At 63.2% G+C, this 20,337-nt stretch carries 21 protein-coding genes and 2 tRNA genes; 18 read left to right on the plus strand and 5 right to left on the minus strand.

Annotation, left to right across the window (positions count from 1 at the left end):
• Positions 1–124 precede the first annotated feature (124 nt).
• From dnaG to E3T29_RS17590, 10 genes are all read left to right on the plus strand, one after another.
• Positions 125–1,996, plus strand: a complete 1,872-nt coding sequence (gene dnaG, locus E3T29_RS17545; protein WP_134346785.1) for a DNA primase — start codon at positions 125–127, stop codon at positions 1,994–1,996.
• 217 nt (positions 1,997–2,213) lie between these two features.
• Positions 2,214–3,848, plus strand: a complete 1,635-nt coding sequence (locus tag E3T29_RS17550; protein ID WP_134346786.1) for an ABC transporter substrate-binding protein — start codon at positions 2,214–2,216, stop codon at positions 3,846–3,848.
• Between the two features lie 100 nt (positions 3,849–3,948).
• A complete protein-coding gene (locus tag E3T29_RS17555; protein ID WP_092339826.1) occupies positions 3,949–5,040 on the plus strand; it encodes an ABC transporter permease in 1,092 nt (363 codons plus the stop codon).
• 2 nt (positions 5,041–5,042) lie between these two features.
• Positions 5,043–6,131: an ABC transporter permease gene (locus E3T29_RS17560; RefSeq protein WP_134346787.1), complete on the plus strand. Its 1,089-nt coding sequence runs from the start codon at positions 5,043–5,045 to the stop codon at positions 6,129–6,131.
• Complete coding sequence (locus E3T29_RS17565; protein WP_134346788.1) at positions 6,131–7,834, plus strand: ABC transporter ATP-binding protein; 1,704 nt, start codon at positions 6,131–6,133, stop codon at positions 7,832–7,834. Before E3T29_RS17560 ends, E3T29_RS17565 begins: the two co-directional genes overlap by 1 nt.
• Before the next feature lie 5 nt (positions 7,835–7,839).
• Positions 7,840–8,730, plus strand: coding sequence for an ATP-binding cassette domain-containing protein (locus tag E3T29_RS17570; protein WP_134346789.1), 891 nt, complete (start codon positions 7,840–7,842; stop codon positions 8,728–8,730).
• 230 nt (positions 8,731–8,960) lie between these two features.
• Positions 8,961–9,033 (plus strand) — tRNA-Asn (locus E3T29_RS17575).
• Positions 9,034–9,155: 122 nt separating this feature from the next.
• Positions 9,156–10,031, plus strand: a complete 876-nt coding sequence (locus E3T29_RS17580; protein WP_092339830.1) for a sensor histidine kinase — start codon at positions 9,156–9,158, stop codon at positions 10,029–10,031.
• A 20-nt stretch (positions 10,032–10,051) separates the two neighbouring features.
• On the plus strand, positions 10,052–10,795 hold the full coding sequence (locus tag E3T29_RS17585; protein ID WP_134346952.1) for an AzlC family ABC transporter permease: 744 nt from the start codon (positions 10,052–10,054) through the stop codon (positions 10,793–10,795).
• Positions 10,792–11,097: an AzlD domain-containing protein gene (locus E3T29_RS17590; protein WP_092339832.1), complete on the plus strand. Its 306-nt coding sequence runs from the start codon at positions 10,792–10,794 to the stop codon at positions 11,095–11,097. The genes E3T29_RS17585 and E3T29_RS17590 overlap by 4 nt, the downstream gene beginning before the upstream one ends.
• Here the strand turns inward: E3T29_RS17590 and def are convergent, their stop codons facing one another.
• Positions 11,098–11,670, minus strand: a complete 573-nt coding sequence (gene def, locus E3T29_RS17595; RefSeq protein WP_134346790.1) for a peptide deformylase — start codon at positions 11,668–11,670, stop codon at positions 11,098–11,100.
• A gap of 40 nt (positions 11,671–11,710) precedes the next feature.
• Between def and E3T29_RS17600 the strand changes: the two genes are divergently transcribed.
• The 5 genes from E3T29_RS17600 to E3T29_RS17620 all read left to right on the plus strand — a co-directional run bounded on the left by E3T29_RS17600 (position 11,711) and on the right by E3T29_RS17620 (position 15,764).
• Positions 11,711–12,625, plus strand: a complete 915-nt coding sequence (locus E3T29_RS17600) for a DMT family transporter (protein ID WP_134346791.1) — start codon at positions 11,711–11,713, stop codon at positions 12,623–12,625.
• 155 nt (positions 12,626–12,780) lie between these two features.
• Positions 12,781–14,061, plus strand: a complete 1,281-nt coding sequence (locus tag E3T29_RS17605; RefSeq protein ID WP_134346792.1) for a glycosyltransferase — start codon at positions 12,781–12,783, stop codon at positions 14,059–14,061.
• Positions 14,062–14,094: 33 nt separating this feature from the next.
• Positions 14,095–14,168: transfer RNA gene (locus E3T29_RS17610), tRNA-Ile, on the plus strand.
• Positions 14,169–14,282: 114 nt separating this feature from the next.
• Positions 14,283–14,576 carry a helix-turn-helix domain-containing protein gene (locus E3T29_RS17615; RefSeq protein ID WP_241987880.1) on the plus strand — a complete coding sequence of 98 codons (294 nt, stop codon included), beginning with the start codon at positions 14,283–14,285 and terminating at the stop codon, positions 14,574–14,576.
• 639 nt (positions 14,577–15,215) lie between these two features.
• Positions 15,216–15,764: a site-specific integrase gene (locus E3T29_RS17620; protein WP_166792452.1), complete on the plus strand. Its 549-nt coding sequence runs from the start codon at positions 15,216–15,218 to the stop codon at positions 15,762–15,764.
• A gap of 93 nt (positions 15,765–15,857) precedes the next feature.
• Here E3T29_RS17620 and E3T29_RS17625 read toward each other — a convergent pair whose 3' ends face one another.
• The 4 genes from E3T29_RS17625 to E3T29_RS17640 all read right to left on the minus strand — a co-directional run bounded on the left by E3T29_RS17625 (position 15,858) and on the right by E3T29_RS17640 (position 17,970).
• Positions 15,858–16,094 carry a hypothetical protein gene (locus tag E3T29_RS17625; RefSeq protein WP_134346794.1) on the minus strand — a complete coding sequence of 79 codons (237 nt, stop codon included), beginning with the start codon at positions 16,092–16,094 and terminating at the stop codon, positions 15,858–15,860.
• A 163-nt stretch (positions 16,095–16,257) separates the two neighbouring features.
• Positions 16,258–16,551, minus strand: coding sequence for a hypothetical protein (locus E3T29_RS17630; RefSeq protein WP_134346795.1), 294 nt, complete (start codon positions 16,549–16,551; stop codon positions 16,258–16,260).
• Positions 16,552–16,739: 188 nt separating this feature from the next.
• Positions 16,740–17,480, minus strand: a complete 741-nt coding sequence (locus tag E3T29_RS17635) for an alpha/beta fold hydrolase (RefSeq protein WP_134346796.1) — start codon at positions 17,478–17,480, stop codon at positions 16,740–16,742.
• A gap of 34 nt (positions 17,481–17,514) precedes the next feature.
• Positions 17,515–17,970, minus strand: a complete 456-nt coding sequence (locus E3T29_RS17640) for an SRPBCC family protein (protein WP_134346797.1) — start codon at positions 17,968–17,970, stop codon at positions 17,515–17,517.
• Between the two features lie 280 nt (positions 17,971–18,250).
• On the opposite strand from E3T29_RS17640, the gene E3T29_RS17645 reads away from it, so the two are divergent.
• From E3T29_RS17645 to E3T29_RS17655, 3 genes are all read left to right on the plus strand, one after another.
• Positions 18,251–18,697 carry a hypothetical protein gene (locus E3T29_RS17645; protein WP_241987881.1) on the plus strand — a complete coding sequence of 149 codons (447 nt, stop codon included), beginning with the start codon at positions 18,251–18,253 and terminating at the stop codon, positions 18,695–18,697.
• 215 nt (positions 18,698–18,912) lie between these two features.
• A complete protein-coding gene (locus tag E3T29_RS17650; RefSeq protein WP_134346798.1) occupies positions 18,913–19,917 on the plus strand; it encodes a hypothetical protein in 1,005 nt (334 codons plus the stop codon).
• Complete coding sequence (locus E3T29_RS17655; protein WP_134346799.1) at positions 19,914–20,234, plus strand: PadR family transcriptional regulator; 321 nt, start codon at positions 19,914–19,916, stop codon at positions 20,232–20,234. Before E3T29_RS17650 ends, E3T29_RS17655 begins: the two co-directional genes overlap by 4 nt.
• Positions 20,235–20,337 lie beyond the last annotated feature (103 nt).

Consider the following 20,337-nt stretch of genomic DNA (forward strand, 5'->3'; position numbering starts at 1 on the left):
GCCTTTACTGTGGACGGGGCCCGGGCCCCGTCCCTGGGCCCAGTTTATAAACTGGGCCCAGGGTCACAACATGGGCCCGGCGCCAGCAACGCACCCTGTCAGACCAAGAAGATAGAATTTATATATGGCTGGACTTATTCGACAAAGTGACATCGAAGAGGTCAAGGCCCGCACCAATATCGCCGACATCATCGGTGACTACGTCACCCTGAAGTCTGCCGGTGTCGGCTCGATGAAGGGCCTCTGCCCCTTCCACGACGAACGCAGCCCCAGCTTTCACGTGCGCCCGCAGGTCGGTTTCTACCACTGCTTCGGCTGCGGCGAGAGCGGCGACGTCTATTCCTTTCTGCAGAAGATGGACCATGTCAGCTTCAGCGAAGCCGTCGAACGCCTGGCCGGCCGGGTCGGCCTCGACCTGCACTACGAAGACGGCTCCGGCGCTGCCCCCGACCACGGCAACCGTGCCCGCCTGCTCGCTGCCAACCAGGCGGCATCCGATTTCTTCATCGAACAGCTCGGCAGCGCCGGTGCCGAGGTCGGCCGGGCCTTCCTCGGCCAGCGCGGCTTCGATGCCGCAGCGGCGACCCGGTTCGGAGTCGGCTTCGCTCCGAAGAGCTGGGACGAACTGACCAACCACCTGCGCGGTCGAGGTTTCACCACCGACGAGCTCACCCTCGCCGGCCTGGTCTCGAGCCGCGAGGGATCCAGCGGCATCTACGACCGCTTTCGGGGCCGCCTGGTCTGGCCCATTCGCGACATCACCGGGCAGACCATCGGCTTCGGCGCCCGCAAACTGCTCGACGACGATAAAGGCCCGAAATACCTCAACACCCCGGAGTCGCCGGTGTACCACAAGGCCCAGGTGCTCTACGGACTCGACCTCGCCAAGCGTGACATTTCCCGCAGCCACCAGGTGGTCGTGGTCGAGGGCTACACCGACGTCATGGCCTGCCACCTGGCCGGCATCACCACGGCCGTCGCAACCTGCGGCACGTCGTTCGGCGTTGACCACATCAAGGTGCTGCGCCGCGTGCTCGGTGACGACTCGGGCGTCGGCGAGGTCGTCTTCACCTTCGACCCGGATGCCGCCGGTCAAAAAGCCGCCATGCGCGCCTTCAGCGAGGAACAGCGCTTCTCCGCCCAGACCTACGTGGCCGTGGGGCCGGAAGGCCTCGACCCCTGCGACCTGCGCCTGCAGCGCGGTGATGATGCCGTGCGTCGCCTGGTCGACTCGAAGAAGCCCATGTTCGAGTTCATGATTCGACAGATTCTCTCCCAGTACAACCTCGACACCGTCGAGGGCCGAACGGCCGCCCTGCGCGCCGCCGCCCCCGTCGTCGGCGAGATTCGCGACCCGGTGCTGCGACCCGGTTACACCCGGGAACTCTCCCGCATGCTCGGCGTCGACATGGGCGACGTCGCCAAAGCGGTGACGAACGCCCAGTCCGGCGCACGCGCATCGGCGAGCGGCGGGCCGAACGCGCCCCGGCACGGCGGCGTGATCGAAGTCGTGCCGGAACGTCCGTTCTCGCTGGTCGAACTGCCCACCGATCCGGTCACGAGGCTCGAACGCGACGGCCTCATGGCCATGCTGCAGCGACCCACGCTGATCGGCCGGGACATTCTCGACAGTGCGGTGCAGACCTCCTTCGCGAATACCTCCCTCGCGGTCGTTCGCGATGCGATTGCCGCGAGTCTGTCGCACTTCGAGGCGGCGGACTGGCTCGAGCGGGTCGTCGCCGAGGTGCCGGACGGTTTCAAGAACCTCGTGCAGGAACTCGCCATGGCGAACCTGCCCGAGCGCACTGAGAAAGACGTCGCCCGCTACGTGCGCGACATCACGATCGTGCTCATCGACAAGGACCTACTGAGGCTCAAAGCCGAATTACTCGGTCGCCTGCAGCGAGCGGATGCCGACGACACCGAGATGTACCGCACCCTCCAGCGTGAACTCGTGCGGGTCGAGGCCGAGCGCCGAGCCCTTCGCGACGACTAGCACGCCCGCTGGCGCGCACACTCGAAGCAACATCTGAGCACTGAATTTCAGACTGCAACATATGAGCCCGACTTTGTTGCAGATATGTAAAGAAGCTGCGGCTGAGCGTGGCTACCTGCGAATTCTGTGCTAATTCTTACCTAACAGCAATGAAAAGTTATGCCCATTTTTTGGGTGTTCCGGTTCATGAGACTTCTACAGGAAGAGGACGACGGATATGACATCCGCATTCACCAACGGCAAGCGTGCTCTCGTTGCCACAACCGGACTCGCGGTCGCCGCACTGGTTCTTTCCGGCTGCGCGTCCGGCGGTAACACCACCCCGGCGGCCACCGGCGGCCCGATCACGATCGGCACGACCGACAAGGTAACCACGCTCGACCCGGCCGGCTCCTATGACAACGGCTCTTTTTCGGTGCAGACCCAGGTCTTCCCATTCCTCATGAGCAGCAAATTCGGAACAGCGGATGTCGAACCCGACATCGCCGTCAGCGCCGAGTTCACAGCGCCCACGGAATACACCGTCACCCTCAAGCCCGACCTTAAATGGGCCAACGGCAACGCACTCACCGCCTCGGACGTCAAGTTCAGCTTCGACCGCCAGCTGGCGATCGCGGCCGATACCGGCCCGTCGTCGCTGCTCTACAACCTCGACAGCACTGCTGCTGTGGATGACACGACCGTCGTCTTCACGCTCAAGGCCGGTAACGACCAGATCTGGCCGCAAATTCTATCCAGCCCCGCTGGCGTGATCGTGGATGAGGACTCCTTCTCCGCAACGGAGGTCACCTCCGACGATGACATCGTTGCCGCTGAGGCCTTTGCCGGCCAGTACGTGCTGACGAGCTACGACTTCAACAACCTCCTCTCCTACAAGGCGTACGAGGGCTACGAAGGTCTGCTTGGCGCTGCCAAGACAGATGTCATCAACGTCAAGTACTACACCGACGCTTCGAATCTGAAGCTCGACGTGCAGGAAGGCAACATCGACGTCGCATGGCGCAGCCTTTCCTCGACCGACATTGACGACTTGCGAGGCAACGACGCTGTCAAGGTCGTTGACGGCCCCGGTGGAGAAATCCGCTACATCACCTTCAACTTCAATACGCAGCCTTTCGGCACGACAACCGCTGACGCCGACCCGGCCAAGGCCCTCGCCGTTCGTGCCGCAGTCGCCGACGTTGTTGATCGCGCCGAGCTCGCCGATCAGGTTTACAAGGGCACCTACACCCCGCTGTACTCCTACGTTCCCGCCGGAATGACCGGTGCCACCGAATCGCTCAAGGGTCTTTACGGAGACGGCCAGGGCGGGCCGGACGTCGAAAAGGCCAAGGCTGACCTCGCCGCAGCCGGCGTGACCACGCCGATCGCACTCAACCTTCAGTACAACGCCGACCACTACGGCCCCGGCTCGAGCGACGAATATGCGCTGATCAAAGACCAGCTGGATGCCTCCGGTCTGTTCACGGTCAGCCTGCAGTCGACCGAGTGGGTGCAGTACTCCAAGGACCGCGTAGCAGACGTGTACCCCGCTTACCAGCTCGGCTGGTTTCCGGACTACTCCGACGCTGACAACTACCTGGCCCCGTTCTTCGCCGAGGGCAACTTCCTCAAGAACCACTACGACGACGCCGACGTTACTGCCCTGATCCAGAAGCAGGCCGTCACCACCGACGCCGCAGAGCGTACCGCTCTCATCGAGGAGATCCAGGACAAGGTTGCGGCGCAGCTCTCGACCGTGCCGCTTCTTCAGGGCGCCCAGGTTGCCGTCACCGGAACAGACATCACCGGAACCGGGGACACACTTGATGCTTCCTTCAAGTTCCGTTACGGCGCGCTGGCTAAGGGCTAGACCGTACAGCGACTAGAGTTTTTTCTAGTTTGATCACCGGGGGTGTTCAGCGACACGATCGCTGGATGCCCCCGATTCTTTTTGCAATTGTGAGGTAGTAATGACCACTGTGGCGATGAAGCCGCCCGTACCGGCGGCCGGGCGTGTTCCCAAGAAGAAATCCAGCCCGGGCGGTGGAATAGGCCGTTACCTTCTCATACGCTTCCTGCTCATCTTCCCCACCATTTTCATCCTGGTGTCGATGGTGTTCTGGCTCATGCGTACGACCGGAGACCCGATCACCGCCGCCCTCGGCGGCAAGCTCGGTCCGGATCAGCTTGCCGTACTCATTCACGAGGCCGGCTACGACCGACCGATTATTATTCAATACTTCGAATACCTCGGCCAGGTCTTCACCGGCAACTTCGGCACGACCATCAGCACGAATCGTCCCGTGTCTGAAGTCCTGCTCACCTACGGATCCGCGACGGCCGAGCTCGTGTTCTACGCGCTCATCGTAGCCTTCATCGTCGGAATCCCACTCGGTATGGTCGCTGCGTACTGGCGCGACAAAGCACCGGATGCCTTTCTCCGCGTGTTCGCCATCCTCTGCTACGCCACCCCGGTATTTTTCGCCGGGCTACTTCTCAAGCTCGTCTTCGCGGTTTGGCTCAAGGCCTTACCCGTTGCCGGCCGAGCCACCGTCGGTTCCGAATTGCAGATGCAGTTTCTTCCGGACAAGACCGGTATCTATCTGATCGACGCAATCAAGACGGGCGATCCCGCCGTACTGGGTGACGTTCTGCTGCACGCCGTGCTTCCCGCGTTAGCGCTCGGACTCCTGACGGCCGGAGTGTTCCTGCGACTCGTGCGCACCAACGTCATCGGAACCCTCGGCACGGACTACGTCAATGCCGCTCGCTCCCGGGGAGTGAATGAATTCCGTCTGGTCAGCAAGCACGCCTATCGGCCCGCGCTGATTCCGATCATCACCGTCATCGGATTGCAGGTGGCGCTGTTGTTGGGCGGAGCCGTGCTGACCGAAACCACCTTCGAATGGAAGGGCCTGGGTTTCATGCTCATCGAATTCATCAAGGCCCGTGACTTCGTAGCGGTGCAGGGAATCGTTGCCCTTCTCGCCGTGATCGTGGCCCTGTCCAACTTCATCGTGGACATCATCGCCGCGCTCATCGACCCGCGAGTGAGGTACTGACCATGACAACGCTCACTGAAACCACCCACGCCCCCAAGGCTCCACTGTGGACACGACTGCCCGTCGTGCACCAGCTCCGGCAGAGCGTTGGGCTGCAACGAGGCATGCTCGTCGTCGGCCTCGTGATCACTGGAATCTTCATCCTGACCGCGATCTTCGCCCCGCTCCTGGCGCCTTATGGCTTTAGCCAGCTCCGCGATGAGAACGGAACCTTCGGCGCCCAGCAGTCACCGGGCGGCGCTCACTTGCTGGGCACCACCGTCGGTGGTTACGACGTGCTCTCCCGTGTCATCTGGGGGTCGCAGACCGCGATCACCGTGATGGTCATCGCTGTCGTGCTGTCGATTTTCGCCGGCGTGGCCCTGGGTCTCGTCTCCGGCTACTTCGGCGGCTGGCTCGACCGGGTACTCGTGGTCATCTGCGACGCCGTCTATGCCTTTCCAGCCCTGCTGCTCGCAATTGTAATGGGCATTGTCATCTCCGGTGGCCGATCCGGTCTGTGGGGCGGAATTTTCGCCGCCGCGATCTCGATCACCGTGGTCTTCATCCCGCAGTACTTCCGGGTGATTCGCGCTGAGACAGTGCGCATCAAGGCGGAAGCCTACGTGGAGTCGGCCCGCGTTCTCGGTGCCAGCAACGGGCGTATCATGTTCCGTCACGTACTGCGTAATGCCACCCGCACCCTGCCGCTGATCTTCACGCTCAATGCCTCTGAGGCACTCTTGACCCTCGCGGGACTCGGCTTCATCGGCTTCGGCATCGAACCGTCGTCGGCCGCCGAGTGGGGCTATGACCTGAACAAGTCACTCTCCGACGTGACCAGCGGCATCTGGTGGACCAGCCTGTTCCCAGGTCTGGCAATTGTGCTCGTGGTTCTCGGCATCACCCTCGTGGGTGAAAGCCTCAACGACCTCGCCGACCCGCGCCTGCGCAGTCGACGTGCTCCCGGCAAAACCGCCGCCGTCGTCGCCGCAACGAGCGTTGTTGCCGGTGGAACCCTGTCCGCCGGCCCCGGAGGAATCGAGGGGCTCGAACCCGACGCTCCAGCCGACAACCCGCACCCGAACGACGACCCATTTGAGGCCAAATAATGAGCGCTCAGTCCCTTCCCGACGTCGTTCGCATCGACAACCTCAATGTCACGTTTGCCACCGACGGTGGTGCCGTCAAAGCAGTCGACGGGGTGACCCTGCGGGTTGCTCCGGGCGAGATTCTCGCCATCGTGGGGGAGAGCGGCAGCGGCAAGAGCGTCACGGCCAAGACCATCCTCGGGTTGCTGCCAGAAACGGCAACCGCGCACGGTGCCGTCATCCTCAGCAGCAAGGACGGTTCTGATTCCAACGACGTTCTCGCGGTGAGCAAGCAAAAGTTGCGCCAACTGCGGGGAACGGATGTTTCCATGGTGTTCCAGGAGCCTTCTACCGCCCTGAACCCCGTGTTCACCGTCGGTTGGCAGATCGCCGAGGGTATTCGCGCCCACGGTGAGTTCAGCCGCAAGGAAGCCCGCGCGAAGGCCATTGAGATTCTCGGCCGCGTCGGCATCCCCGACCCGCAGAGCCGTGTCGACTACTACCCGCACCAGTTCTCTGGCGGCCAGAAGCAGCGCGTGGTTATCGCCATGGCACTCGTGCTCGACCCTGGGCTGATCGTGGCCGACGAACCGACCACCGCGTTGGATGTGACGGTGCAGGCCGAGATCCTCGACCTGCTGCGCCGTTGCCGCGATGAATTCGGCACCGCCATCGTGCTCATCACGCACAACATGGGCGTCGTCGCTGACCTCGCCGACCGCGTCGTCGTCATGTACGAGGGCAAGATCGTGGAGGAGGCGCCTGTGCACGAGCTCTTCTCAACACCGCGACACGACTACACCAAGCGACTGCTCGGCTCGGTGCCCCACGTCGGCCAGGGCACCATTCGCGCGACCCAGCGCGCTCTGGCCCGCGAACCCGGCTGGGCAGCCGAACCCCCGGTCGTCGTGGCCGACAACCTGAAGATCCAGTACCCGGGCCGGTTGGGGAAACCCGGTTTCACCGCCGTCGACGGCGTGAGTTTCGTCATCCGCTCTGGCGAAGTGCTCGGTCTGGTCGGCGAGAGCGGATCGGGCAAGACCACGATTGGCCGTGCCATGGCCGGACTCACCCGGGTGACTGATGGTTCCCTGAGTGTGCTCGGGCACGAGATGAACGGATTCAAGGAACGCGCCTTCAAGAAGGTGCGCAGCGACATCGGCTTCGTCTTTCAAGACCCGGCGTCAAGCTTCAACCCGCTTCTCACGATCGCCGAGTGCGTCGCCGAACCACTCGTCGTGCACGGGCGCGCCGCCAACGCCGGGGCCGCCCGTAAGCGGGTCAACGAACTGCTCGAGGCGGTGCAGCTTCCGCGCGCCTACGGCGACCGATACCCGCACGAGCTCAGCGGTGGTCAGCGCCAGCGTGCCAGCCTCGCCCGCGGCCTCGCGCTGGAACCGAGTCTGCTGATCGCCGACGAGCCCACCAGCGCGCTCGACGTGTCGGTGCAGGCCAAGGTGCTCGAGCTCTTCGCCGAACTGCAGAAGGAGTTCGGCTTCGCAGCCCTGTTCATTAGCCACGACCTCGCGGTCGTCGACATTCTCGCCGACCGCATTGCCGTGCTGTATAAGGGGAAACTGGTCGAGGAAGGTACTGGTGCTGAGGTGCTCGGTGCCCCGAAGGATGCCTACACCCAGCGTCTCCTCGCCTCGCTGCCGGTTCCGGATCCGGCTGCCCAGGCGCTGCGCCGGAACGAACTCCGCATTCTGCGGGCGGCGGGATAGCCCGCATGAGGCATGGCGCGGCATCCGTTCCCCCAATCCAGACCAGCGATCTGACCATCGAATACCCACCCCACGGTGCCAGCCCGGCGTTTGTCGCGGTGCACGGGTTCACCCTGCGCATCGAGCCCGGTGAGGTGGTGGGGCTGCTCGGCGAGAGCGGTTCCGGCAAGAGCACCGTGGCCCGGGTGCTCTCCGGTGACGCTTTTGTGAGCGACGTGACCGGCATCCGTCCGCAGATCACCGGGGGAGACGCGACCGTGCTGGGGTTCGGCCTGCGCCGCATCAGCAAGCGCAAGCTGGCCCGGCTCACGTTCGGGGTCGGGCTGCTGGCCCAGGACGCTGCCGATACTCTGCCGTCGACCATGACGGTGGCCGAGATCGTCGCTGAGCCCGTGCTGGAACGCGATCGACGCTACAACCGTCGCGCCCTCGGCGCCCAGGTGGCCACCATGATCGACGCGGTGCGCCTGCCCCTGACGGTTCTAGGGCAATACCCTTACGAGCTCTCCAGCGGCCAGCGACAGCGTGTGGCGCTGGCCCGTGCGCTCGTGTTCGGTCCGGCGCTGTTGATCGCTGATGAGCCCACAGCAGGCGTTGACGTACTGGTGCGCGACGCGGTTATCGACCTGATCAGCGAATTACAGCAGGAACGGTCGTTCTCGGCTCTCGTCATCAGTCACGACCTGGCCGTGCTGCAGCGGGTGGCCAACCGCATCGGTGTCATGCATCAGGGCGTGCTCGTCGGCCTCGGCACCATCGACGACGTCTTTCGAGACCCGTGGCATCCCTACGTGCGCGGACTCGCCGCCGCCCTGCAGCATCCCGCAAGCGCTGCAACCGACACCGCCGCAGCCACCGCCAGCGACGATGAAACGGATGCCGCAGCCGCGAGCTGATCGCCGGTCGCGACCGATCGCATCCGCTTGATGCGCGATCGGTCGCGGCCGGCCCGACACGCCCGACCGGCTTTTGGCGCGTCAGACTGCTCATTTGTTGCAAGCGGCCCACCTTTCGGGCGATGCAGGGCCTTTGAACTGGCAAATCGGGCACGTCAGAGCCGATCGGCAGTCGACGTGGTTTGGGACAGGCAAGAAACCTTGGTAAAGTAGCAACGCTGTTCAAGCATTCCTCGATAGCTCAATTGGCAGAGCAGCGCACTGTTAATGCGCAGGTTCTTGGTTCGAGTCCAAGTCGGGGAGCGAAAGGCCACTCAGGGCTCCACCCCGGGTGGCCTTTTTTGTCGGTTCGTTTTGTTCCGACAAAAAAGGTTCTTCCAATTTCGACAGTGCGCCGGGCTTGGCACACGAGACGGCGGTCAGCAGTGGATTTCTCGCAACTTCTGGTACCAGCACTCGGCGTACTCTCCGGGGCGCTGCTCGTGCTGTGGGCCATCTCGCTAATTCGCTCACGCCGGGTACTGTTCGACCGCAATGCCGCCGAACGCGTGCGCATCGAACTGGAGCTCTCGCTCGCCGAGCAGCAGGGACGCTTAGCCATCATCCGCGAGCTGCAGGATGGCGCCGTGCTCACCATCGCCCGCCTTATCACCCGCGCCGAGGGTGCCCGCTACACCGCCGAGAGCGACCCGTCGACGGCTGTGCGCGCTGCCACGGCGCTCGTCGATGACGGCCGGGTGGCTCTCGCCGACATGCGCCGCGTGCTGACCATCGTGCGCGAGGGCGAGACCGTCGGCGCGCTCCAGCCCGGCCCGCAGTCGACCCGTGACCTGTTTCGGGTGATGCGCGACGCCGGGCTCGTGGTGAGTTTCATCGAATCGGGCGAACGCTTCGCACTCAAGGCGGGCGCCGAGCTCGCCATCTTCCGCATTCTGCAGAGTGCCCTCTCCAACGCGCTCAAGCACGGCGGCGTCGGTACCGAAGCTCGCGTGTCGTTCACCTGGACCCGCGACGGCCTGCAGCTGCTCGTCGACGACGACGGCATCCGTGCTGCAGCCCGTCGGGACGGCAAGGATTCCGGCGAGCAAGCCGCACGCACCCCGTACACGATCGAGGACGACCTCAAAGCCCTCAGCGAGAGCATTGCCGGCCCCGGCATCACGCAGATGCGGGAGCGCGCCCAGCTGTTCGGCGGCGTGTTCAACGCCGGAACGGTGCCTGGTCTGGGTTTCTCGGTTTCGGCTGTGTTCCCGTCACTGCGCTTTCACAACGGCGTGCACGGCGTCGACCTCACCCGGTGACCCCGGCACCCCTCCTCACCGTGCCTGCGTCCCACCCCGACGACGAGACACGCCAGCAACGCCTGGCCGTTCGTGAAGGTCTGGCCGTGGGGCTCGCGACCGCTGCCTATGGGGTGTCGTTCGGTGCACTTTCGGTCGCCGCGGGGCTCGACATCTGGCAGACCAGTTTCATTAGCATCGTCATGTTCTCCGGGGGCTCCCAATTCGCCCTCATCGGCGTGCTCGCTGCCGGTGGGGTCGCCGCCGGCCCGGCAGCCATCGCGAGCGCAGCGCTGCTCGGTGTGCGCAATGGCATCTACGGCATGCGTACCGCGCCGATCGTCGGCGCCGGCCTCTGGAAACGCCTGGCCGCCGGGTGGATCACCATTGACGAATCCACCGCGGTCGCTGTCGCCCAGCCGACACCGCACAGCCGCCGGGTCGGCTTCTGGGTCACCGGCCTGGCGGTCTTCATAGGCTGGAACGCGACCACCCTGATCGGCGCACTGATCGGCGATGCCCTCGGCGATACCCGGGCATACGGGCTCGACGCTGCAGCAGCGGCCGCGTTTGTCGGCCTGCTCTGGCCCCGCCTCAAGCGGATGCAGGCGGTCGCGGTGGCCGTCGCGGCTGCGGTCGTCGCCGCCACGCTCACCCCCGTGCTCATGCCGGGTCTGCCCGTGCTGGTCGCCGCCCTCGTGGCGGTCGTGGTCGGACTGTTCAACTGGCTGGGCGGGCCGACCGTGCCCGGCGGGGCATCCGCTCGAACGAAGTTGCGCTCATGACCCTGTGGCAGATCATTATTGCGGCTTCCATCGCCGTGCTCGCGCTCAAGCTGGCCGGCTATCTCGTGCCGCCGGCCCTGTTGCAGAAGCCCACGCCGTCGCGCATCGCCGACCTGCTGACGGTGGCGCTGCTGGCGGCGCTGATTGCCGTGCAGACGCTCGGCAGCGGGCAGGCACTCACCGTGGACGCTCGCATTCCCGCCGTGATCGTGGCGGCCGGGCTGTTTGCGATCAAAACGCCGTTCATCGTCGTCGTGATCGTGGCGGCGCTGGTCGCCGCGGGGCTGCGCGCGCTGATCTAGCTAGCCCTCGAGGTCGTCGATGCCGGGGGTCCAGCTCAGGCCGGGCACGCCCCAACTCTTCTTGCGTTCGACCTTGGCCGCCATTTTCGCATAGACGTGCTCCAGGCGATCCACATAGAGCGTGCCGTCGAGGTGGTCGTATTCGTGCTGGAAGATGCGGGCGAGCCAGCCATCAGCTCGAATCTCAAAGGGTTGCTGCTCGGCATCAACGGCCCGCAGAATGGCGGACTGGGATCGCTTCAGGGGAAAACGCTCGCCCGGAAATGACAGGCAGCCTTCGTCTTCGTCGACATCTTCGTCATCGACGGGCTCGGCCGACACCGGCGTGATCCACAGTTCGGGGTTGATTGCAACGCCGCGCCACGATACCTCGTCGTCGTCCTGGTAGCTGTAGGTGAAAATGCGCAGCCCAACCCCCACCTGAGTGGCGGCGAGACCGACCCCCGGCGCGGCATCCATCGTCTCGAACATGTCTCGAACCAATTCGCGCAAATTATCGTCGAAATCGACGACGGGAGCTGCGGGGGAGTGGAGAACGGGGTCACCTGAAATTACTATCGCGCGTACGGCCATTTCTCCAGAATATCGGCAAGCTTGTCGATAGGGTCATCAAGTGACCTCTGACCTAACCGATCTGGCGACAGAAATCGCTATCGATCCACGTCAGGCCATCGGAATTCCGCTGGCCTTGGTCGGTGCGGTTTTTCTCTCCCTCGGCGCTCAATTCCAGCACCGCGGCGTCACCAAAGTCGAGGCGCGCACCGAAGAGGTCACCGGCGGACTCAACGTACGCCAGCTGACCCTGCTGCTGGCTCGGCCGTCGTGGGTATTCGGTTCGCTCATGCTCGGCCTGGCCATCGTGTTCCAACTGACCAGCCTCGCCTTCGCCCCCATCATCGTCGTGCAGCCGCTCGGGGCAGTCGCCCTCGTGATCACCGCCGTGCTGAACGCGAGAGTCAGCAAAGTCAAACTCAATCGGGTCAGCATTATCGCCATCTCGATGTGCGTGGGCGGGGTCGGCCTGTTCGTCACCGTTGCCGCGTTCACCGCAGTCGACAAGCCGGTCACCGACCAAAACCTGGTGACCATCCTCTTCGTGCTTGCGGCCGTACTGCTGGCCTTTGGGCTCGCCTTTGGGTTTCTGCGCCGACGGTCCCAGGCGATCTTTTATATTCTCGGCGCCGGTGTGCTGTACGGATTCGTCGCCACCCTCGCCAAGGTCGTGATCAACCGCACCCAGCACGGCAACTTCGAGTGGCTGACCCTCACCTGTGTGCTCGGTCTGCTGTTGGCCGCAGCGCTCGGGGCCTACTTCGTGCAGAACGCCTACGCGTCCGGACCGCCCGATCTGGTCATTGCCGGGCTCACCGTCGTCGACCCGCTCGTCGCGGTGGGAATCGGAATCGTTGTGTTGGGTGAAGCCAGCCAAGCCCCACCCGCAGCCGCAATCGCCTTCGTCGTTGCCGGCGCGATCGCCATTTGGGGCGTCTTCCTGCTCGCGCGCTACCACCCACAACTCGATCGCTGACCTCCTGCGAATTTCGGCCGCCACGGTGCGGGGCGCCGCGCGGGTGGCACGGTTTAGAATAGGGTTCGAGTGTGCAGCGTCATTTCTTGCCGCGCGCACCCGAGATATCCTGCCGGACGATGATCCCCGGCCCAACAACGTAGGGACCACTCCACTTGTCAGATTCGACCGACTTGCTGAGCAGCCCGACTCCGGGCGATGCGCCCGAGAGCGCGACGGATGCGCCGACCGAGAAACCTCGGATTCGCGTGCTCATTGCGGCCGACACGTTTGCACCCGATGTGAACGGTGCGGCACGATTTGCCGAGCGGCTCGCTGCTGGCCTCGTCGCCCGCGGCCACGAAGTGCAGATTATGGCGCCGGCCGCGTCGCGCAAGCACGGCAGCTGGACTGAGATGCACGAGGGCCAGCCCATGGTGGTGCATCGCCTGCACAGCTGGCGCTGGTACCCGCACGACTGGCTGCGATTCGCCCTGCCTTGGCTGATTCGCGGCGAAAGCCGGCGCATTCTCGATTCGTTCCACCCCGATGTCGTGCACTTTCAGTCGCACATCAACGTGGGGCGTGGCGTGTCCATCGAGGCGGCGAAGCGCAACATCCGCTTGGTCGGTACTAACCACTTCATGCCGGAGAACATGGTGAAGTTCTCCCTCGTTCCGGTCGGTTTGCAGGATCGAGTCATCAAGGCCGCGTGGCGGGCGGCCCGCCGCACCTTCGGGCGCGCCGCAGCGGTCACGACTCCGACCCGCCGCGCCGCCCAGTTTCTTGAGAAATACACCGGCCTCACCGGGGTATACGCCATCTCCTGCGGGATCGATGCCGACAACTACGCACCGAATTTTGAGCCGCGCACCGAGAACCGCATCCTCTTCGTCGGTCGCGTCACCGGTGAGAAGCAGATCGACGTCCTACTTCAGGCTGCAGCGCTGCTGTCCGCCGATCTCGATGCTCAAATTGAGATCGTCGGCGGGGGCGATCAGAAACGCAACCTGGAGCACCTGGCCGACACCCTCGGCATCCGCTCGCGTGTCACGTTCACCGGTTACGTGACGGATGACGAGCTGCGCGCCGCCTATTCACGCGCCACGGTGTTTGCCATGCCCTCTGTCGCCGAGCTGCAGAGTATCGCCACGATGGAGGCGATGGCCTCCGGACTGCCCATTGTCGCGGCGGATGCCATGGCGCTGCCGCACCTCGTGCACGATGAGGCGAACGGGTACCTATTCAAGCCGAGCGACGCGCAGGATCTGGCCGACAAGCTGACCGTGGTTCTCACCGCGCCGCCGGATCGCCTGGCGGAGCTCAAGCGAGAGTCACTCAAGCTCATTGCCGCGCACGACATCAAGCGAACGTTGAACACATTCGAATGCCTGTATCGTGGGGAGCCGGTGAGCGATCTGGTCCCCAATGGGGCCTCGTCGCAGTCGCCCGAGTAGTATGTGTTGGTACAACCGTTGGTTGTGCCTTTTGGGGCGGTAGCTCAGCTGGTTAGAGCAGCGGACTCATAATCCGTCGGTCCCGGGTTCAAGTCCCGGCCGCCCTACTCGAAACATCGTTTGATCAGGGTTTCTTGTTCTCACCATAGGAGCAAGACTTGATGAAGTATCCGTTTATTATCCGTTTATTCAAAAATTCTGACCCCTCACAGCCACCTCTGATGGAGGTGCACGCCCGAGTTCGAGTGCTCTGGATCGGCCTCGCCCACCTGTGGGTTATGGACACTCACACCCTCTCTCGGCTCGGTCTCGAGCCTGTACTCACGACGAGCGAGCTCGCCGACTATCTCGGCGTGCACGTGCAAGCAATCTACGATCTCCGTAATGATGGCCGCGGACCGACCGGCTTTCGCGTCGGACGGGAGATTCGTTACCACGTATCTGATGTTCTCAGCTGGCTCGAGAGTCTTCGTGAGCCGGATCGGTTTCGCCGCGCTCTCGGATCCGATCTCTAATGGCGGGGCGACCACGCACACCCATCAGCACGGGTGGCACGATCAGAATTCGCAAGGTCAACCCCGGCGTGTTTCGAGCCGTGACCGTCTTTCGTGATTGGGACGGCCAGACTCGCAAGGTCACTACGACCAGCTCGAGTCGAAACGCTGCGCAAGCCGCGCTCAAGGTCGACCTGGCCGCACGGATGCGTGCCGGTGGACTCGACGACGCTCTGAACGCAGGGTCGCCGTTCCCGTTGCTCGCCGCCGCCTGGCTCGACGACGTCGAGCACGACGTTGACCGTTCTCAAGGCACCAAAGAGACGTATCAGCGTCAACTGGGAACACTGGTGCTGCCCTTTTTCGAGCACTTCACAATTCGAGAGGTGAGTGTCGGCCGGGTTGAGCGCTATCTCAAGCAGCAGCGCGAGAAGTCGTACACCCAGGCGAAGCGCTCACGCACGATCCTGGGCATGATCATGGCCTTCGCCGTTCGACGAGAGATCATTGCACGCAATCCCGTCACAGAGGCCTCGCGCATGAAGAAGCCTCCGCATACCCCCGAAGGCGCTGACGACAGAGCAGATAGCCGCCATCCGACTCGCGGCGCGCGAGTGGCGCTCGCAAGAGGGCAGGATGGGGCCTCGGCCCGACGGCCAGGTGCGCGACATCATCGAGGTGATGCTCGGTACGGCGACGCGCATCGGCGAGGTGCTCGCGTTTCGACGATGCGACGTCGACCTGAATGCTGATCCGCCGCAGGTGAGCGTGAGCGGAACGATCGTCGTTCATAAGGGGGCCGCCGTGCACCGCCAGGAGCACCCCAAGACGCACGAGTCGAATCGGATCATCCCCGTGCCGGAGTTCGCGGCCGACGTGATTCGCCAGCGACTGGCGCTGCTCGATCCCGACGACCCAGAGCACCTGCTGTTCTTCTCCCGAAACAACACCCCGCTGACGCCGTACAACGTGAGGCGCACCTTCAGGGGAATGCTGCGGAATGCCGGGTTCGAGGGGATGGACATCACTCCGCATTCGTTTCGCCGCACGGGCGCGACGTTGCTTGCCAACGAGCTCGGCATGCAGGCAACGGCCGACATGCTCGGGCACACGTCCACCTCGACGACGAAGGCGCACTACGCCGAGCCCGACCGTACTGTCAGGCCCGGCCCTGCCGCAGTCCTGCAGAAGCTCGCGCCGCCCAAGTGAGGTGTCGCAGTAGGGGAACCCCTTGCGGGACGGCATTCTGAGGCCAATTCACAAAGAGGCTAAATTCTCAGATTCGATTCGATTCCCGTCGGACTATGGTCCGGGATTTTTGCTTCCAGACCGAGCCGGCAGGATCAGGCACCAGACCCGGACGAGAAATCGGCGGGCGAAGAAAAGCAGCGCCAGCAGCCCGACAACGATAGGGATGGCAATTGGCCAAGCGGTGGTGAATACGAGAATCAGCGCAAGAGCTTCGAAGCCGATCAGCGAGGCTGCCCCGACATACATCGCAGCTGCGAGGTCATTAAGTTTCCACCAGGCGCGCGTCAAAAATTCTTGCGTTCGCCTCGCGTGCACGTTCCGGTGTGGATCTAGTCGCGGCTCTTTTGATGTCGCTAGCATTACTTCTCCTACAGATAGCGGCGCACAGTTGTATCTGCCGGCCGACTACCAAAAGAGAGGTGCACGATGAATCGACGTGCTCCATCAAGGGTCAGGCGACGGGCGTCTGACTTGTGGGCGCGCGCGGCATAGGAGTGCCTCTGCCACATCGCGTTATTTGTGGTGTGAAGTGCGAACGCGGCGGAGCTCCCCCGCTTTTCGTGGACGACGCGCGCAGGTCGAATTCCCGCGCCACAACGAAAACCAACAGGGCCACGATCACGGCGAGGCTCAAGAGAATTCCGACGGCGACCATGATGACGAAAACCTGATGACCCAACGTCAGATGCGGGCTGGCAACAACGAGCGCAAAATGACAAATCATGTAAAGTTCTTGCAGCACCATGCCCCCTCACGCACTTCTCTTACCGCTCAGCGTACCCGTCACGGCCTGGCACACAGGCGTCCGTAGCCGGAACCCCCTACGGGACAGGGACGCGACCCCGTCTCTTAGCGATGCTGTTCTGCGGCCCCACGGTTAGTGGTCCGCGACGAAGAAGCGGTCGGGAGCACGATTCTGTGCACTGGATGCAGCTACTGCAGTGCAAGCCAAGCGGCAACGCGAGGGTTGAACCAGTCTGGGCATTCCAGTGGTATTCCATGGCCACGGCCAGGGACAATTTCCATGTCGCTGCTAGGCAGGGCCGCGTGAATGATCTTGGCGGAGTCACGCATCAGGGCGCGCTCCCGGCTGCCGACCATTACGAATGCTTGACCGTGAAACTCTGACCACGTTGGCGGTACCGCGAATCGCATGTTGTCACCGACTGCGGCGAGCAAGGTGGTTTTGGTGATGTGAGCACTCGTGTCGATGTACTCTTCCATCAACTCTGCCGGTACAAACAACTCCCGGGCCTGAAGTCGGGCGAACCTGCGATTTTGCGCTAAGGGTGCAGCGGCCCCGAGTGCGCGAAGGGTGAGCCCGGCAAAGGGCATCGCTTTTGCCTGGGCGCTGACTATCATCACGCGATCTACGAGTTCGGGGTACTGAGATGCGAGTTCGATGGTGAGCTGTGCGCCCAAGGAGAATCCGATGACTGCCGTGGGATTCGAACCGCCACGCACCAGTAACTGGCTGAGAGCGTTTGCCGTCTCGGTGTGGGATTGATACGGCTCATCGGCACTGTGACCATGGCCCGGAAGATCGGGCACGACTACTTTGTACGTCGCTTCGAGGGTTCGTCGAAGCGAGGTCCACATCCACCCTGCTACTCCGCCACCGTGTAACAGAAGCACCGGAGGTCCGTCTGAGGGGCCGAATTCACTTACATGCACGGTGTACCTGCTCGCATGAAGGCCGTTGAAGCAATCAACCCGAAACGTCGGGACGATCGTTCACGTCCCGTGATCTGGTGCGCTCCTGAGCGTTTTCTGCTCGGCGCTGCAAACGATCGAGCCTCAGACCGGGCACAGTCCGAAAGGCACCGGCAAGCATGCGAAAGACTGCTCCGCTGTGAGTGATGGTGTGGGTCACCTCGGTCTTGTGATCAGCAACTGAAACGAGTTTCCAGGTCCCGGTTTCATGCGCCTGTAGTCCGTCCAGGCGCCAGACGACGCAATCCGTAGACACCTGTTCGTAAGTGATCGTGGGTGAACCAGGCAGTTTGGCTCGAATCGGATAGTGCTTGCCAAGCAGCGCAACCGGATCGACCGCTGTGACAGAAAGTATCGCGGGATTCCATTCCGGCAGGCGGCGAATATCGGCGAGAATGCTCGCAATCGTCGCCCTCGATGCATTGATGACGCGACTTTCGATGTATTCCATGATTCGCCCCGTGCTCTTGCCCGTAGAAATTCCTCAAGAACGGATGCTCGCGCCCCCAGTCACAGCCTAGGGCCACGTCAGACGGGGCCAGGTTTACGCTCACCAAGTCCGACGCCGAACGCGCCCGGAGAGCTACGCCTAACCGAACTATTGCACGCAGGTTCCGCACATCAATTGGGCTCTCTGGTCACTCGATCGACACGTCCCGCTCTAGTACCGAATGGGCAACGCCTTGTGAGATCCGGGATACTGGTGAGGCTACTGAAATGGGGAGGGCATTATGGTTTCATCCGAGGTTCCCGCTGAGATGATGGGAATACGAAGCACTTTTCTCAAGACGGTTGTGTCGCTGGTTCTTGGCATCGTGATGGGAGTGTTGACCTACTACGTCACTGTCCTGGCGGTGACCGCTCCGTTCCCGAGCAACCTCACGATCAACCCTCTGACTTTGGCCATGAGCGCTATCGTCGGTGCACTCGCGGTCGCCATCGGATGGCACCGGCCGCTTGTTGGACTGACTGCCGGCATCGTCATTATCGCGGTCGTGGCGTGGGCTGTAACGTGGGCGGCAACCGGACGAATCGTATATTCTCCGGCCAATGCCACTGGAATGAGTCCTTTCAACGCAGTGGCATTCGGTGCGGTCAGCGTGGCTCCGATCTTTGTCGGCGCCACAATGGCCACCGTTTCCGCCCTCAGGCTGCATTCTCCCCGGACCGGTAGCTAGAGAAGTATCTGCGCAGCACGCCGAGCTGTCGCGCCCGGACGCCGGACGCCCACTGCGACAGATATGAGGCCAAACCACCCGGCGGCCGAGTGCGCCGACATAGTGTCACACGGGAACCCCAGGCGGGACGCTGGAGCTCGCGCAGGCTTGCAGTCACTCTGATGAGTGTGCTTGTATCTAGATACAGTTGCGATCTAGATAGAGGATGCTTGATCATGAGGAATGGAGATATCTGGCCTGAGACCGACCAGGCGTGGGTGACGCGCTATCGAGCGTCGATGGCGGGCAAGCATGTGCCTGCCATTGCCCTCGACGAGCGCGAGCGCGAGCTGCTCAACGCGGTCCGGGAAGCAGATCTACCTGCGGCCCATCTTTTCGGCGATGCCCCCACGCTCGCAGCGGAAGATGTTCTCGAACTTGCTACCACCGCTGAAGCGGTGCGAACATCTGAAGGCGGGGGTCCGCACCACGCCGTGAGAGACGCTGGCGGCACCTTGCTCGGCATGGGCGTTGTCTCGGTGTTGCTTCTTGCTCTTCGCAGTGGTTGGTCTGCTGACCTCAACATTGCGCACCTCCTGGTGGCGGTCAGCGTCGCAGTTCCGTTCATGGGCTGGATTGCCGCTCGTGCATTCTTCTCGGCGGGACGATCCGTCGCAATGACGGGTGTGCTCGTGACGGCAGGCGTCATTGCCCTGGCCGGCATCGCCTCCGCAGTTGCTCTGGGCAACGATCACATCGTGGCCCGCGCGGTGCCCGTCCCGATCTTGGGCCTGGCACTCATCGCCCCGGGCATCGTCATACTGGTGCGGGCGAGCCGGATGCAGCGCCAGGTTCTCCGCACGAGTTGGGACGACTCTGACTGGCTGCGACGCCTGCGGGGTGGCCTTCGCGCGCGATTCGTACCAGCAGACATCGCGCGTGGCCATGTCTCGGAAATCCAGCAGTCTCTGGCCGTCAGTGACAAATTAGCTTATGAGGAATACGGGCACCCGCTGGTGTTGGCTCGTGACATTGCCGACGCCGATCGAACGTCACGGTTACGTCTCTGGTGGCTGTGGATCCTTGCCGGTACCGGATCGCCCCTCGTCGGCACCGCCCTGGTCGTCACTGCGCAGAGCTGGGGTAATCTGACGATCCCCATCGCGAGTCTGCTCTTGCTCAGTTCCATAGTCACCCCTCTCGTAGGTTGGAGCCGCCGACCGTGGGTGCAGCAGCGATGAGCACCGCCGCCTGGCAGCGCGCCTCCCTTCCGATGCTCATTCTCAACGTTCTCTCGGTCGCACCACGCCACGGATACGGCATATCTCAATCGCTCGCATCCGCCGGACTGCAACCCATCAAAGGCGCGCAACTGTATCCCGCGCTCGTCCGACTCGAGGACGAAGGAGCAATCGCCGCCCGGTGGGAGCAAAGCGAGTCTGGTCCTGCCCGCAAGGTCTATGAGCTCACGGCGACCGGTCATGCGCAGAGGGAGGCGCTGCGCGGTCTCTGGTTAGCCTTCATAGACGCGGCGGAAGCCGTGGGCCGCGCAGACTGATTCGAGGAATTCCGGACTCTCATCGGGATGGAGGTGAACGCCGTGCGTTGCTTCTACTTCCTCGCTCGGGGATTCTTGCGACGCTGCCGGTCGAGTTCCACAC

The sequence above is a fragment of the Cryobacterium sp. TMT1-66-1 genome, from assembly GCF_004403435.1.
Classification (GTDB): domain Bacteria; phylum Actinomycetota; class Actinomycetes; order Actinomycetales; family Microbacteriaceae; genus Cryobacterium; species Cryobacterium flavum.

Bases quoted from the DNA above. Each gene is read 5' to 3' on its own strand.
- dnaG (WP_134346785.1), top strand. From the start codon at position 125: ATGGCTGGACTTATTCGACAAAGTGACATCGAAGAGGTCAAGGCCCGC.
- E3T29_RS17550 (WP_134346786.1), top strand. From the start codon at position 2,214: ATGACATCCGCATTCACCAACGGCAAGCGTGCTCTCGTTGCCACAACC.
- E3T29_RS17555 (WP_092339826.1), top strand. From the start codon at position 3,949: ATGACCACTGTGGCGATGAAGCCGCCCGTACCGGCGGCCGGGCGTGTT.
- E3T29_RS17560 (WP_134346787.1), top strand. From the start codon at position 5,043: ATGACAACGCTCACTGAAACCACCCACGCCCCCAAGGCTCCACTGTGG.
- E3T29_RS17565 (WP_134346788.1), top strand. From the start codon at position 6,131: ATGAGCGCTCAGTCCCTTCCCGACGTCGTTCGCATCGACAACCTCAAT.
- E3T29_RS17570 (WP_134346789.1), top strand. From the start codon at position 7,840: ATGAGGCATGGCGCGGCATCCGTTCCCCCAATCCAGACCAGCGATCTG.
- E3T29_RS17590 (WP_092339832.1), top strand. From the start codon at position 10,792: ATGACCCTGTGGCAGATCATTATTGCGGCTTCCATCGCCGTGCTCGCG.
- def (WP_134346790.1), bottom strand. From the start codon at position 11,670: ATGGCCGTACGCGCGATAGTAATTTCAGGTGACCCCGTTCTCCACTCC.
- E3T29_RS17615 (WP_241987880.1), top strand. From the start codon at position 14,283: ATGGAGGTGCACGCCCGAGTTCGAGTGCTCTGGATCGGCCTCGCCCAC.
- E3T29_RS17630 (WP_134346795.1), bottom strand. From the start codon at position 16,551: ATGGTGCTGCAAGAACTTTACATGATTTGTCATTTTGCGCTCGTTGTT.
- E3T29_RS17640 (WP_134346797.1), bottom strand. From the start codon at position 17,970: ATGGAATACATCGAAAGTCGCGTCATCAATGCATCGAGGGCGACGATT.
- E3T29_RS17645 (WP_241987881.1), top strand. From the start codon at position 18,251: ATGGTTTCATCCGAGGTTCCCGCTGAGATGATGGGAATACGAAGCACT.
- E3T29_RS17650 (WP_134346798.1), top strand. From the start codon at position 18,913: ATGAGGAATGGAGATATCTGGCCTGAGACCGACCAGGCGTGGGTGACG.
- E3T29_RS17655 (WP_134346799.1), top strand. From the start codon at position 19,914: ATGAGCACCGCCGCCTGGCAGCGCGCCTCCCTTCCGATGCTCATTCTC.